The following is a 12,685-nucleotide window of genomic DNA, read 5'->3' on the forward strand; positions in this document are numbered from 1 at the left end:
GCAGAATGTCAGGCACCCAGGGCGCGCTGGGTCAACCAGCGCTTCAGGGGGGCCAAGGAATTCAGCGCGCTCATGCCGGTATTGCGCAAGGTGCGCAAGGCCGCAGCGTCGCTGGCAAACATCTTCAACAAGCCATCGGTCAATTCACCCATGGCCCAGGTATCCAGCTGACGCGCACGCACATAGCGGCGCAGCAGTTTTTCATCCCCCAGGCTGCGCCAGCTCTCGCGCTCGGCGATGACGCTCGTCAAGGCCGCCACATCGGCCAGACCCAGATTCAGACCCTGCCCCGCCAGCGGATGCACCAGATGGGCCGCGTCACCGAGCAATGCCCAGCCCGGGCCGATCAAGGGCTCGGCACGCGCCAAAGCCAAGGGCCATGACGAGAGACTGCTGGCCAGGCTCAGCCGGCCGGCCTCGCCTTGGCTGGCCTCGTTCAGCGCCTGTTCGAACAGGGTTTCACCCGCAGCCAGCAACTCGTCCGCACGCGCCTCAGGCAAAGACCACACCAGGCCAAACGAGGCGCCCGGCTCGGGTTTGGCAATCGGCAGCAAGGCCAGGATGTCGGGGGAGCGAAACCATTGATGGGCCACGCCCTGATGCGGCCTATCGGTGGTCAGCCGCGCGGCAATGGCGCGATGGCCATAGCTGTGTTTTTCAAACTTGACGCCCAACTCGCCCCGCATGGCTGAATCGCGGCCTTCGCACAAGGCGGTCAAGGCGGCCGGAACGGCTGCATCCACCCGTTGCACATGCGGCGCAAAGCGCAGGGCCTGGGCCAGCTGCTGCTCCAGCGCCCCGGCGTCCACGATGAAGGCCAGCTCGGCCACGCCCTGGGTCCAGCTGGAAAACTCCAAGAGCGAGCCCGCAGCGTCGCCACGGATCTTCATGTCGTAAACCGGCGTGATCGCGTCAGCCGCCAGGGAGTCCCACACCTTGAGCTCGCGCAGCAGGCGCACGGAGGCGGCGTTGAGCGCATAACTGCGCACATCGTCTCGTTGGGCCTGGCTGGGTTCGGCGCTGGCCAGCAAAGCCACCCGCAAGCCTTTGGCCCCCAGGGCCAAGGCCAGGCTGCGCCCGACGCAGCCGCTTCCACGAACCAAGACTTCATAGCTTTGCATGCGGGCATTGTAGGCAGGCAATGCGCGGGCACTGTGGTGCCCACACCCACGCCAAGGGCCAGCCGGATTGGCATGCGAACGACGCGCCAAGCCCGGCCGAGCCGCCCAGCCCATGCACAAGGCGACTAAAATCCCCGTTTTGCGTCAAGCGCGCCTTAGCCAGAAAGTTTTCCATGAGTCTCAAATGCGGCATCGTTGGCCTGCCCAATGTCGGCAAGTCCACCCTCTTCAACGCGCTGACCAAGGCCGGCATCGCCGCTGAGAACTACCCGTTCTGCACCATCGAACCCAATGTGGGCGTGGTGGAGTTGCCCGACCCGCGCTTGGCCGCCCTGGCCGAAATCGTCAAGCCCGAGCGCGTGCTGCCAGCCGTGGTCGAGTTCGTGGACATCGCCGGCCTGGTGGCGGGCGCCTCCAAGGGCGAGGGCCTGGGCAATAAATTCCTCTCCCACATCCGCGAAACCGACGCCATCGTCAATGTGGTGCGCTGTTTTGAAGACGGCAACGTCATCCACGTCAATAACAAGATCGACCCGATCTCTGACATCGAGGTGATCCAGACCGAACTCTGCCTGGCCGATATGGGCACGGTGGAAAAGAGCCTGCACCGCTACAACAAGGTGGCGCGCGCTGGCGACAAGGACGCCATCGCCCTGGTCAAGGTGCTGGAGAAGTGCGAAGCCGCGCTGAACCAAGCCAAGCCCGTGCGCACGATTGACTTCAGCAAGGAAGAGCTGGTCCTGCTCAAGCCTCTGTGCCTGATCACCGCCAAGCCGGCCATGTTTGTGGCCAATGTCTCGGAAGACGGTTTCGAGAACAACCCCTTCCTGGACCGCCTGAAGGAATACGCCGCCGCCCAGAATGGCCCTGTCGTCGCCATCTGCGCCAAGACCGAGGCCGAGCTGTCGGAAATGAGCGATGAAGACCGCGCCATGTTCCTGTCCGAAATGGGCCAGGAGGAGCCGGGCCTGAACCGCCTGATCCGCGCCGCCTTCAGCCTGCTGGGCCTGCAAACCTACTTCACCGCTGGCGTGAAGGAAGTGCGCGCCTGGACCATTCACAAGGGCGACACCGGCCCGCAAGCCGCCGGCGTGATCCACACCGACTTTGAGCGCGGCTATATCCGCGCCCAGACCATCTCCTATGAGGACTTCATCACCTACAAGGGTGAGCAAGGTGCCAAGGACGCCGGCAAGATGCGCGCCGAAGGCAAGGAGTACGTGGTCAAGGATGGCGACGTGCTGAACTTCTTGTTCAACGTCTAATTTGAAAAGCCCGCAGCCGCGGGCTTTTTTATTGGGGCCGCAGCCGGGATGCCAGGCCTGACTGGCGCAAAATTTCTGCTGCGGCACAGCATTTTTTGTGAGAAGTGCCAAGAAAGTGCCGCCGGCATGGCCTGATCGCTGGATTCAAGGCTTCAGGAAGCCGCAAAATAGCAAGGCGAGGAAGCCTGCTTGCCCTGCATCGATGGCGATGTGAGCCACCGCCGTGTCCGGCACGCAGCCCTTCTTGGCAGACCCGCTTTCAAAGCGCCTTTTAGCTGACACCTTCCATGACCTCTACCGAACTGGTTTCCCAACCCGGCTCCCAAGCGCTGCAAACCACCGGTCAAGCTCGGCCCGATTCCCAGCAGTTCCTGACCTTCCGCATCAGCGCCGAGGAATATGGCCTGGACATCTTGCGCGTGCAGGAGATTCGCTCTTACGAAGCCCCGACCCGCGTGGCCAACGCGCCGGCCTTCATCAAGGGTGTGACCAATCTGCGCGGCGTCATCGTCCCCATCGTGGACCTGCGCATGCGCCTGGGCCAGACGGCCGATTACACCGACTTCACCGTGGTGATCGTGCTCAATGTCTGTCAGCGCATCGTCGGCATCGTGGTGGACTCGGTTTCGGACGTGCTAGAACTCAATGCCGACCAGATCAAGCCGCCGCCAGAAGTCGCCTGTGCCATGGACGCCCGCTTCATCACCGGCCTGGGCAAAATCGCCGAACGCATGCTGATCCTGCTGGACATCGAGTCCATGGTCGCCAGCCCCGATTTCGGCTTGATTGACTGATTGCCGGGCTTGCGCCCCTTGCTCAAAGCCCCGGCCCCAAAAGCCGGGCCAAGAGCCGGGTCTAGGCATCTATCCAGGCCGCAACAAGGGCCCGGCCCCGGCCTACGCTAACTTTCGACTCAAAAAGTTAGTAAGCACCCTCAGTTTTTCTCTTACAAATCCTACACAAAACCAATAACCTTTCGCCATTGGCACTCATTCACAGCGAGTGCTAATATCTTCTTTATCGAACGGCCAAACGTTCGAACTGCGAAGGATGAAATGATGACGATGGTTACCCCTGCTGCTGCGCTGACGGTCCGTGACCCCTGGTCACTGGTGCCCTCCCTGGGCAATCTGGACGCGTACATTTCCGCCGTGAACCGCCTGCCCCTGCTGACGCCCGAAGAGGAAAGCAGCGCCGCTCGCCGTCTGCGCGACAGCGGTGATCTGGAAGCCGCCGGTAAATTGGTGCTCTCCCACCTGCGTTTGGTGGTGTCCATCTCGCGTCAATACATGGGCTACGGCCTGCCCCAGGGCGATCTGATCCAGGAAGGCAATGTGGGCCTGATGAAGGCCGTCAAGCGCTACGACCCCGATCAGGGCGTGCGTCTGGTCAGCTATGCCATGCACTGGATCAAGGCGGAGATTCACGAATACGTGCTTCGCAACTGGCGCATGGTCAAGGTCGCCACCACCAAGGCCCAGCGCAAGCTGTTCTTCAATCTGCGCTCCATGAAGCACAGCATGAAGGAAGAGCAAAGCGACGACCTGACGCACCGCATGAGCCTGACCGAGGCCCAGTTGGAGCATGTGGCACGCGAGCTCAACGTCAAGCGCGAAGAAGTGCTGGAGATGGAGACCCGCATGTCCGGCGGTGATGTGGCCCTGGAGCCCTTGACTGACGATGAGGGCGAGGCCTATGCCCCGATCGCCTATCTGGCCGACGAAACCCAGGAACCCACGCGCGTGCTGGAAGCACAGGCCCGTGATTCCCTGGCCAGCGACGGCATCACTCGCGCCCTCGAAGCCCTGGACGAGCGCAGCCGTCGCATCGTGGAAGAGCGCTGGCTCAAGGTCAACGACGACTCCACCGGCGGCATGACGCTGCATGAGTTGGCGGCCGAGTATGGCGTCAGCGCCGAACGTATCCGCCAGATCGAGGTGGCCGCGATGAAGAAGATGCGCAAGACCCTGTCACCCGCATAAAGCTGGCCTGAAGCCGCTGGCGCTTCGCCCCCAAAAGAAAAGCCCCTGCAGAACGCCTGCAGGGGCTTTTCCCTTTTCACCGGGGATGCCTGTGCCTCAGGACTTTTCGGCCAACAAGATCTTGATGTCGTCCGACAGCGCTTGCGCACCCGAGCCATAACGCGAGAACACCCGCACCCGGCCCTGGGTGTCGTAGATGAAGCTGGCGGCGGTGTGGTCCATGGTGTAGCTCTCCGGCGTCTTGCCGGGCACCTTGGCGTAGAAGATCTTGAATTCCTTGGCCATGGCCTTGGTCTGCTCCTCGCTGCCGCGCAAAGCCACAAAGCTCGGGTCAAAGCTGGCCAGATAGGCTTTCAGCAAGGGCGCGGTATCCCGTTCGGGATCCACCGTCACAAAAACGCCTTGCACCCGTTCACCATCGGCTCCCAGGGAGCGCTTGACCTCGGCCAGCTCGGCCAAGGTGGTGGGGCAAACGTCGGGGCACTGGGTGTAGCCAAAGAAGACCACCACCACCTTGCCCTTGAACTCGGCCAGGCTGCGCGCACGGCCCTCTTGATCGCTGAGGCTCAGATTGCGGGCGTACTCGGCGCCGGTCAGGTCCACGCCTTTGAACGCGGGCTTATCGCTTTGTCCCAGGCCCAGCTTGTCGCAGGCGCTCAAACCCAGGACCAGGCTAGACGCGAGCAGAAGTTTGGTGAAGAAGTAGCGGGAGGGAGTTTTCATAGCGAGGAAGAAGCTTCAGCGGATCCAGGGGGAGAGATAGTGGTCCACCAGCAAGGCCGCAAACAGCAAGGACAGATGCAGGATGGAAAAGCGGAAGGTGCTGCGCGCCAACTCGTCCGAATAATTGCGCCACAGCTTCCAAGCATAGGCGCAGAAGCCCAGGCCCAGCAGCACGGCGCTGGCCAGATAGATCCAGCCGCTCATGCCAGTCAAGAAGGGTAGCAGGGTCGCGGCCAACAAAATCCAGGTGTAGAGGAAGATCTGCAAGCGGGTGTATTCCGAACCATGGGTCACCGGCAGCATGGGCAGGCCGGCCTTGCGGTATTCCTCGGTGCGGTACAGAGCCAGGGCCCAGAAATGCGGTGGCGTCCACAGAAAAATAATCAAGCACAGCAGCATGGCCTCAGGTCCAACTTCGCCTCGCATGGCCGCCCAACCCAGCACCGGCGGCATCGCACCCGAGGCGCCGCCGATGACGATGTTTTGCGGCGTCATGGGCTTGAGCACCACGGTGTAGATGACGGCATAGCCGATGAAGGTGGCAAAGGTCAGCCACATGGTCAACGGGTTGACCCAGACCCACAAAATGGCCGAGCCCAGCCCGCACAACAAAGCAGAAAAGACCAGGGTCTGGCCCTGGCTCAGCTGACCCTTGGCCGTGGCACGCCAAGCGGTGCGCTTCATCTTGGCGTCAATCTGCTGCTCAATCAGGCAGTTGAAAGCGGCCGCCGCACCGGCCACCAACCAGATGCCCACGGTGGCGGCCAGAATGGCGCCCCATTGCGTGCCCGAGGGCAGGCCGGGCACGGCCAAGGCCATGCCGATCACGGCGCAAAACACAATCAGCTGCACCACACGCGGCTTGGTCAGCTGGTAATACTGCTGCCAGCGAGAGCTCATGCTCGTGGCCGCAGCGAGGGAAGGATTGGAGGCCATAGGGAGAAAACGGTGTCGGTATTCGAGGTCAGGCACCGGCACGAGCGCGCGGTGAAGAAGAAGAAGAAGAAAGGGGCGGCGCCGCCGAAACGGCCTGGGCAGCGCCCTGCCCCTGGCGAATCTGGGCCAGCATAAAGCTCATCAGCATCAAGAGCATGGCTGCGCCGCCGGTATGGGCCAGGGCCGCCAGCATGGGCCAGTCCAGCACCACATTGGACATGCCGCTGAGCAGCTGCCAGGCGGCCGCCCACAGCAAGCGCTTGGCCCAGACACGGGCCTGCGCCTGGCCACTGGTCCACAAGGCCCAGCACAAAACTGCCAGGCCGCTGAACACGATCAGTGCGCCGATGCGGTGGACCATATGGATGGCCGTCAGCGCCGCAAAAGGCAACCAGCCGCCGTCGGCCCCCACGCCCAGCTCGCGCCAGATCGTGAAGCCATGTTCAAAGTCCATGGGGGGCCACCACTGGCCGCCCTGGCAGGTGGGGAACTCAGAGCAAGCCAGCACCGCGTAATTGGTGCTCACCCACGCGCCCAGGGCCACCTGAACGATCAAGGCCAGCAAGAGCAGCCTGGCGCCACGCCGCAAGGCGGGCCGCAAGCGCAGAGGATTGGGCTCATAGGCCTGGGCCTGCCAAGCCAGCAGCATCAAGAGGCCGACACCACCCAGCAGATGCAAGGTGACGATGGCGGGGAATAACTTCATGGTCACCGTCAAAGCGCCAAAAGCACCCTGCATGCAGACCCAGAACAAGGTCAGGCAAGACCACCAGGGCGACAGCTGCAAGGCCGCCGTGCCGTGACGGCGCACCAGCTTCCATGTCCTCACGCAGATCACGATGATGAGCACGCCCACCGCGCTGGCCAGATAGCGGTGAATCATCTCCACCCAGGCCTTGCCATGGGTCACCGGGCCGGTGGGCATGGCGGCCTGAGCGGCCGAAATCTCGGCATGTGCGCCCAGCGGGCTGGCCTCGCCATAACAGCCTGGCCAGTCGGGGCAACCCAGACCCGAGTCGGTCAAACGGGTGAAGGCACCAAAAAGCACCAAGTCAAAGGTCAGGAACAGCGTCAAGACCGTCAGCGCACGCAAGCGCGCAGTCGGCGTGTCGGCCTTGGAGCGCTGGCGCAACCACAGCAAGGGGCCGCAGGCCAGCAAGGCCCCCAAACCAGCCAACTGGGCCAGTGCGGTGAAATCAATATCCACGCTGTTGACCCTTATCGCCCTGGCTTGTCCCAGCCGGCATTGGCTTTGAGCAGGCGGTTCAAATCGTTCTTGAGCTTGCTGGGGTCTGGATCCACCGGCGCGCGCATCATCCAGCGCCCCATGGGATCGATCACATAGAAGTGATCGTTCAGGTTCTGGCCTTGAGCCGGCTTCAAAAAGGCCTCCAGCTCGGCACGCGGGGCTCGCAAAATCGTCACCGGGATGCCGGTCGTCAGGGCTTGCAGCAGCTCGGGGCGCAGCGGGGCTTCGTCCGAGATCAGCAGCAGCTTGTCGACCTTGTCGCGCTCCTTGCCCAGCATTTCGCGCAGCTGACGCTGCATGAAGAGCTGGCGCTCACAAGCCGTGTCGCAGCCGGCGCTCTGCACCAGGGTCAGCAGCCACTGGCCTTTGAGGCTTTCGGCCTGCACCGGCTGGCCCTGCAGATCGCGTAGATGCAGATTCACGGGCATGTCCACCGTGGGGTGGATCAAATCGCTATAAGCCTTGCCGCCAGGCTTGATGACGTAGAAGGTGAAATAGGAAGCGATGACCGGCGCGGCGCAGGCGGCCAGCACCAGCAACATGCGCAGGCGCCCGCTACGGGTGCGTTCTTGCTGCTGCGCCATCTCGCGCGGGTCCGGCAGGCTGTGCACGCTCAGGCTCAGGGGCTCGACTTGTTCACGGCTCATGACGGGCATGGGACTTGGCTTTTCGTTGAAGGACGGGGCGGATGAGTTGGAACCAGACATAAAGACCCAGGAGCAGCGCCGACAGCGCAAACCATTGAAAGGCGTAACCGTAGTGTTTTTGCAGACCCAGATCGGGCGCGGCCCAATCCCTTAACAAGCCGTCCTGCGGATTCACCGGGCCGGACTGCAGCACGGTCAGGGGCAACAAACCCTGCTTGATTTCCAGAGCATAGGCCGCCGCATCGAGATTTTGCCGGATCACGCCGCTCGCCGCCGCGCTGAACTCGAACAGACGTGAGGGCGCCAAGGCCAATCGGCCCTGAACTTCGACCTCGACATCCGCGGTGTCGGCCAGCGTGGGCAGCCGGCTGCGGTCCTGCGCGTCGCGTGGCACCCAGCCGCGTTGCACCAGAATCGCCTCGCCACGATCGCTCAGGCGCAGCGGGGTCACGACGAAGAAGCCGACCCGCCCATCCATGGGGCGATTGTCCAAAAACACCGTCTTGTCGCTCAGCCAGGTGCCGCGCAAATGCACGCGGCGCTGCAGCTGAGCACGAGCCCCTTGCTCGTCTGCCTGCAGCTGCGAGGCCAGCAGGGCCGGCAGTTGAGCACGCTGATCCACCACCTCTTGCAGGGCAATTTTCTGGGCTGCACGGTCCAGTTGCCAAACGCCCAGTCGTGCGGTCAAGGCCACCGAAACCAGGGCGGCCGCGAAGATCAGCCAGGCACGCGCGGCTGGGCTCATGCAGCGCAGCCCAGCAGCGCATAATCGGCCGCCATGAAACTCGTCATCTCGATCGCCTTTATTGGCATTCTGGGCGCCCTCGCCGCCGCCGGCCTGTTCATGCTCAAGGGCAGCAGCGGCGCCGACAAATCCAAGCGTGGACCCAATATGGCGCGCGCCTTGGCCCTGCGGGTGGGCTTGTCGGTGGCCTTGTTCCTGTTCATTTTGCTGAGCTATCTGATGGGTTGGATAGAACCGACCGGCCTGCCGCTGAATCGATAAGCCACTCAAACACTTCAGAAGGAAAAAGCGCCGCTGTCTGCGGCGCTTTTCTCATGAGGCCTGGCGGCCCAGGCTTACATCCAGTAGACGATGAAGTAGAGGCCCAGCCACACCACGTCCACAAAGTGCCAGTACCAGGCCGCACCTTCGAAACCGAAGTGTCTGTCCTTGGTGAAGTGGCCTTTTTGCAGGCGCAGGGTGATGAAGAGCAGCATCAACATGCCCACGAAGACGTGGAAGCCGTGGAAGCCGGTCAGCATGAAGAAGGTGGAACCAAACACGCCGGAGCTGAGCTTGAGGTTCAGATCGGTGTAAGCGTGGTAGTACTCATAGCCCTGCACGCTCAAGAAGGTGATGCCCAGCAGCACGGTCAGCCACATAAAGGCAATCGTCTTGGCACGCTGGCCGGCGATCAAAGCATGGTGTGCCACGGTCAGCGTCACGCCCGAGGTCAACAGCAAGGCGGTGTTGATGGTGGGCAGAGGCCAGGGGCCCATGGTGGCGAAGGGCTCCACCGTACCGGCCGGCGAAGCCGTGGCACCGGCGGCCACGCTGGGCCAGATGGCCTTGAAGTCGGGCCACAGCAGATTGTTGTCCAGGCTGCCCAGCGCAGGCACCGAATGCACACGGGCCCAGTAGAGGGCGCCAAAGAAAGCGGCGAAGAACATCACCTCGGAGAAGATGAACCAGCCCATGCTCCAGCGGAAGGACAGGTCGATGCGATCGCTGTACTGACCCCCTTCGCTCTCGCGGATGGCGTCACCGAACCACTGCTTGAGCACCACGGCGAACCAGAGCAGGCCGAAGATCAAAGAGTACTTGCCCCAGTCGTGATCGTTGATCCACTGGCCTGCGCCCAGGATCACGAAGAACAGGCCGATGGCGGCCATCACCGGGTGCCGCGAAGGGCCGGGGACGAAGTAGTAAGGGGCTTTGCCCGTGGAAGTCGCTGCCGACATTTTTCTTCTCCTTGAACTAGGAATCAGTCCAGATTTCGCTAGAAACTCAAATCAGGTCTATCAACACACCTAAGAAAGCAATCAAACTCAAGCGGCCACGCCGCTGCCAATCACCCACTGGACCAGCAGCACCAGGACCAAAACAAACAACAGGGCTCCGATGACGCCGCCGATGATCACATGCACCGGATTCAGCCGAGCCACATCCTTCTCATAGTCGGCCCCACGACGGATGCCGAAAAACGACCAAGCCACCGCGCGCATGGTTTGCAAAAAGGACAGCGGCCGGGCCGCCACTTCCTTGAAGTCATCCCCCGCCTTGTCGCCGCCGCTCACAGCCGCAACTCCTTGGCGATCGGCGCCGTGCCCGGTGTCGGACTCAGCGCCGCCGTCGGCGCCGGCGGCGTACCCGGCAGCTTTTTTTGCCCCTTGCCCGCCACCTCGAAGAAGGTGTAGGACAAGGTGATGGTCTTCACATCCTTGGGCAGCTTGGGGTCGATCACAAAGACCACCGGCCAACGCTTGGTCTCGCCCGGCTGCAAGGTGTACTCATTGAAGCAAAAGCACTCCAGCTTGTTGAAGTGCGCCGTCGCCTGCTTGGGTGCATAACTCGGAATCGCCTGGGCCGACATCACCCGGTTCTGCACATTGCGGAACTCATACATCACCGTGGTCAGCTGGCCCGGGTGCACGGTCAGGTTGGAGACCTCGGGCTTGAACTCCCAGGGCCCACGCGAGTTGGCGTCAAACTCCACCGAGATGGAGCGACTGGTATCCACCTGGGTGTTCTTGACGTCTTCGGCGCGCACCGCATGCTGGCGCTCGGACAGCGACAAAACATTGATGCCCAGCGCCGTGCAAACCGCCTTGTACAAAGGCACCAAGGCATAGCCGAAGCCGAACATCAAGGCCGTCACCACGACCAGTTTGCCGACCAGTTGCAGATTGTCTCTGCGCAGGGCGGCGGCCAGGGACCAGCTTCGTTTTTGATCAGTCATGTCCGCAGGCGCGTTTTTTTCTTTGCTCAGAAGCCGAGAACGGCGATCTTGGTCATGAAGCCGACAAAGAAAACCAGGGCCACGCTGGCCAGAATCAAGGCCAGGCGCTTATTGCTTTTGCGCTGTTCGGGCGTCTGAGCCATGGTCTTAACCGATCACCTTGGTGGCATTGGCATTCAGCTTGGGCGGCTCTTCAAACGTGTGGAAGGGAGCCGGCGACGGCACTTCCCATTCCAGGCCTTCGGCAGCTTCCCAAGGACGCTGGGGCGCTTTCTCACCCTTGCCGCGCATCATGGGGATGACGACGAAGAGGAAGAAATAGACCTGCATCAGACCGAACCAGAATGCGCCGATCGAAGCGATGGCGTTGAAGTCGGCGAACTGGATGGGATAGTCGGCGTAGCGACGCGGCATGCCGGCCAGCCCCAGGAAGTGCATGGGGAAGAAGGTGATGTTGAAGCTGATCAGCGAGCCCCAGAAATGGATCTTGCCGCGCGTTTCATTGAACATCACACCGGTCCACTTGGGGCCCCAGTAGTAAACACCTGCAAACAAGGCGTACAGGGAGCCGGCCACCAGCACATAGTGGAAGTGGGCGACGACGTAGTAAGTGTCTTGGATCTGGATGTCCACCGGCGCCATGGCGCAGATCAGGCCGGTGAAACCGCCCATGGTGAACACAAAGATAAAGCCCACGGCCCACAGCATGGGCACTTCAAACGTCATGGAACCGCGCCACATGGTGGCCAGCCAGTTGAAGATCTTCACGCCCGTGGGCACGGCGATCAACATGGTGGCGTACATGAAGAAGAGCTGACCCGTCACCGGCATGCCGGTGGCGAACATATGGTGAGCCCACACGATGAAGGACAGGATGGCGATGGAGGCCGTGGCGTACACCATGGAGGCGTAGCCAAACAGGCGCTTGCGGGCAAAGGCCGGCACGATCTGGCTGATGATGCCGAAGGCCGGCAAGATCATGATGTAGACCTCGGGGTGACCGAAGAACCAGAAGATGTGCTGGTACATGATGGGGTCACCACCACCGGCCGGGCTGAAGAAGCTGGTGCCGAAGTGGCGATCGGTCAGCGTCATGGTGATGGCACCGGCCAGCACGGGCATGACGGCGATCAGCAGATAGGCGGTGATCAACCAGGTCCAGGCGAACATGGGCATCTTCATCAGCGTCATGCCGGGCGCGCGCATATTCAGGATGGTGACGATGATGTTGATCGAGCCCATGATGGAGGAGGCGCCCAGAATGTGCATGGCGAAGATGCCGGCATCCATCGAGGGGCCCATCTGCAGGGTCAGCGGGGCATACAGCGTCCAGCCGGCTGCGGGAGCGCCGCCGGGCATGAAGAAGGAGGCCACCAGCATCAGCGCCGCCGGAATCATCAGCCAGAAGCTGAAGTTATTCATGCGCGCAAAAGCCATGTCCGATGCACCGATCTGCAGCGGGATCATCCAGTTCGCGAAGCCCACAAAGGCCGGCATGATGGCGCCGAACACCATGATCAGGCCGTGCATGGTGGTGAACTGGTTGAACAGCTCAGGATTGAAGAACTGCAAACCGGGCTGGAACAACTCGGCGCGTATGCACAGCGCCAAGACGCCGCCAATCATCAGCATCGTGAAGGCGAACAGCAGGTAGAGCGTTCCGATGTCTTTGTGATTGGTGGCAAAGACCCAGCGGCGCCAGCCACTCGGCGCGTGGTGGTCATGATGGTCATGGTGGTCGTGAACGCCATGGCCGTGGTTGTCGAGCACTGCACTCATCATTTTTCCTTTGCTAGACG

General features: G+C 62.0%; 15 protein-coding genes. 4 read left to right on the top strand and 11 right to left on the bottom strand.

Annotation, left to right across the window (positions count from 1 at the left end):
* Positions 1-8: 8 nt before the first annotated feature.
* Positions 9-1,121, bottom strand: coding sequence for an FAD-dependent monooxygenase (locus DBR47_RS11620; protein ID WP_124450156.1), 1,113 nt, complete (start codon positions 1,119-1,121; stop codon positions 9-11).
* A gap of 173 nt (positions 1,122-1,294) precedes the next feature.
* Between DBR47_RS11620 and ychF the strand changes: the two genes are divergently transcribed.
* The 3 genes from ychF to rpoH all read left to right on the top strand — a co-directional run bounded on the left by ychF (position 1,295) and on the right by rpoH (position 4,368).
* Positions 1,295-2,386, top strand: coding sequence for a redox-regulated ATPase YchF (gene ychF, locus DBR47_RS11625; RefSeq protein ID WP_124450158.1), 1,092 nt, complete (start codon positions 1,295-1,297; stop codon positions 2,384-2,386).
* A gap of 287 nt (positions 2,387-2,673) precedes the next feature.
* Complete coding sequence (locus DBR47_RS11630; protein WP_124450159.1) at positions 2,674-3,180, top strand: chemotaxis protein CheW; 507 nt, start codon at positions 2,674-2,676, stop codon at positions 3,178-3,180.
* A gap of 261 nt (positions 3,181-3,441) precedes the next feature.
* Entirely contained in the window at positions 3,442-4,368 is a 927-nt protein-coding gene (rpoH, locus tag DBR47_RS11635) for an RNA polymerase sigma factor RpoH (protein ID WP_370454905.1), read from the top strand.
* A 96-nt stretch (positions 4,369-4,464) separates the two neighbouring features.
* On the opposite strand, the gene DBR47_RS11640 is transcribed toward rpoH, so the two are convergent.
* Genes DBR47_RS11640 through DBR47_RS11660 form a run of 5 tightly spaced genes read right to left on the bottom strand, consistent with a single transcriptional unit; the run spans position 4,465 to position 8,668 of the window.
* Positions 4,465-5,091, bottom strand: a complete 627-nt coding sequence (locus DBR47_RS11640; protein WP_124450164.1) for an SCO family protein — start codon at positions 5,089-5,091, stop codon at positions 4,465-4,467.
* Positions 5,092-5,106: 15 nt separating this feature from the next.
* Positions 5,107-6,027, bottom strand: coding sequence for a heme o synthase (cyoE, locus tag DBR47_RS11645; protein ID WP_124450166.1), 921 nt, complete (start codon positions 6,025-6,027; stop codon positions 5,107-5,109).
* 28 nt (positions 6,028-6,055) lie between these two features.
* Entirely contained in the window at positions 6,056-7,234 is a 1,179-nt protein-coding gene (locus tag DBR47_RS11650) for a heme A synthase (protein ID WP_231512268.1), read from the bottom strand.
* Between the two features lie 11 nt (positions 7,235-7,245).
* Positions 7,246-7,932, bottom strand: a complete 687-nt coding sequence (locus DBR47_RS11655) for an SCO family protein (protein ID WP_370454907.1) — start codon at positions 7,930-7,932, stop codon at positions 7,246-7,248.
* A complete protein-coding gene (locus tag DBR47_RS11660) occupies positions 7,913-8,668 on the bottom strand; it encodes an SURF1 family protein (protein ID WP_124450172.1) in 756 nt (251 codons plus the stop codon). Before DBR47_RS11660 ends, DBR47_RS11655 begins: the two co-directional genes overlap by 20 nt.
* Positions 8,669-8,701: 33 nt before the next feature.
* Between DBR47_RS11660 and DBR47_RS11665 the strand changes: the two genes are divergently transcribed.
* Positions 8,702-8,929 carry a DUF2909 domain-containing protein gene (locus tag DBR47_RS11665; RefSeq protein WP_124450174.1) on the top strand — a complete coding sequence of 76 codons (228 nt, stop codon included), beginning with the start codon at positions 8,702-8,704 and terminating at the stop codon, positions 8,927-8,929.
* Between the two features lie 74 nt (positions 8,930-9,003).
* On the opposite strand, the gene DBR47_RS11670 is transcribed toward DBR47_RS11665, so the two are convergent.
* The 5 genes from DBR47_RS11670 to ctaD all read right to left on the bottom strand — a co-directional run bounded on the left by DBR47_RS11670 (position 9,004) and on the right by ctaD (position 12,665).
* Positions 9,004-9,888: a cytochrome c oxidase subunit 3 gene (locus tag DBR47_RS11670; RefSeq protein ID WP_124450176.1), complete on the bottom strand. Its 885-nt coding sequence runs from the start codon at positions 9,886-9,888 to the stop codon at positions 9,004-9,006.
* Positions 9,889-9,975: 87 nt separating this feature from the next.
* The gene (locus tag DBR47_RS11675; protein WP_124450303.1) at positions 9,976-10,152 is read right to left on the bottom strand and encodes a DUF2970 domain-containing protein; all 177 of its coding nucleotides are present in this window, start codon (positions 10,150-10,152) and stop codon (positions 9,976-9,978) included.
* 68 nt (positions 10,153-10,220) lie between these two features.
* Positions 10,221-10,886 carry a cytochrome c oxidase assembly protein gene (locus DBR47_RS11680; protein ID WP_124450178.1) on the bottom strand — a complete coding sequence of 222 codons (666 nt, stop codon included), beginning with the start codon at positions 10,884-10,886 and terminating at the stop codon, positions 10,221-10,223.
* A 26-nt stretch (positions 10,887-10,912) separates the two neighbouring features.
* Positions 10,913-11,029, bottom strand: coding sequence for a cytochrome oxidase small assembly protein (locus DBR47_RS25010; RefSeq protein ID WP_231512269.1), 117 nt, complete (start codon positions 11,027-11,029; stop codon positions 10,913-10,915).
* A 4-nt stretch (positions 11,030-11,033) separates the two neighbouring features.
* Positions 11,034-12,665: a cytochrome c oxidase subunit I gene (gene ctaD, locus DBR47_RS11685; RefSeq protein WP_124450180.1), complete on the bottom strand. Its 1,632-nt coding sequence runs from the start codon at positions 12,663-12,665 to the stop codon at positions 11,034-11,036.
* Between the last annotated feature and the right edge of the window lie 20 nt (positions 12,666-12,685).

It is taken from the genome of Paucibacter sp. KBW04 (assembly GCF_003852425.1).
Lineage (GTDB): Bacteria > Pseudomonadota > Gammaproteobacteria > Burkholderiales > Burkholderiaceae_C > Paucibacter_A.

Coding starts and splice junctions, on each gene's coding strand:
- DBR47_RS11620 (WP_124450156.1), bottom strand. CDS start 1,121: ATGCAAAGCTATGAAGTCTTGGTTCGTGGAAGCGGCTGCGTCGGGCGC.
- ychF (WP_124450158.1), top strand. CDS start 1,295: ATGAGTCTCAAATGCGGCATCGTTGGCCTGCCCAATGTCGGCAAGTCC.
- DBR47_RS11630 (WP_124450159.1), top strand. CDS start 2,674: ATGACCTCTACCGAACTGGTTTCCCAACCCGGCTCCCAAGCGCTGCAA.
- rpoH (WP_370454905.1), top strand. CDS start 3,442: ATGATGACGATGGTTACCCCTGCTGCTGCGCTGACGGTCCGTGACCCC.
- DBR47_RS11640 (WP_124450164.1), bottom strand. CDS start 5,091: ATGAAAACTCCCTCCCGCTACTTCTTCACCAAACTTCTGCTCGCGTCT.
- cyoE (WP_124450166.1), bottom strand. CDS start 6,027: ATGGCCTCCAATCCTTCCCTCGCTGCGGCCACGAGCATGAGCTCTCGC.
- DBR47_RS11655 (WP_370454907.1), bottom strand. CDS start 7,932: ATGCCCGTCATGAGCCGTGAACAAGTCGAGCCCCTGAGCCTGAGCGTG.
- DBR47_RS11660 (WP_124450172.1), bottom strand. CDS start 8,668: ATGAGCCCAGCCGCGCGTGCCTGGCTGATCTTCGCGGCCGCCCTGGTT.
- DBR47_RS11665 (WP_124450174.1), top strand. CDS start 8,702: ATGAAACTCGTCATCTCGATCGCCTTTATTGGCATTCTGGGCGCCCTC.
- DBR47_RS11670 (WP_124450176.1), bottom strand. CDS start 9,888: ATGTCGGCAGCGACTTCCACGGGCAAAGCCCCTTACTACTTCGTCCCC.
- DBR47_RS11675 (WP_124450303.1), bottom strand. CDS start 10,152: ATGCGCGCGGTGGCTTGGTCGTTTTTCGGCATCCGTCGTGGGGCCGAC.
- DBR47_RS11680 (WP_124450178.1), bottom strand. CDS start 10,886: ATGACTGATCAAAAACGAAGCTGGTCCCTGGCCGCCGCCCTGCGCAGA.
- DBR47_RS25010 (WP_231512269.1), bottom strand. CDS start 11,029: ATGGCTCAGACGCCCGAACAGCGCAAAAGCAATAAGCGCCTGGCCTTG.
- ctaD (WP_124450180.1), bottom strand. CDS start 12,665: ATGAGTGCAGTGCTCGACAACCACGGCCATGGCGTTCACGACCACCAT.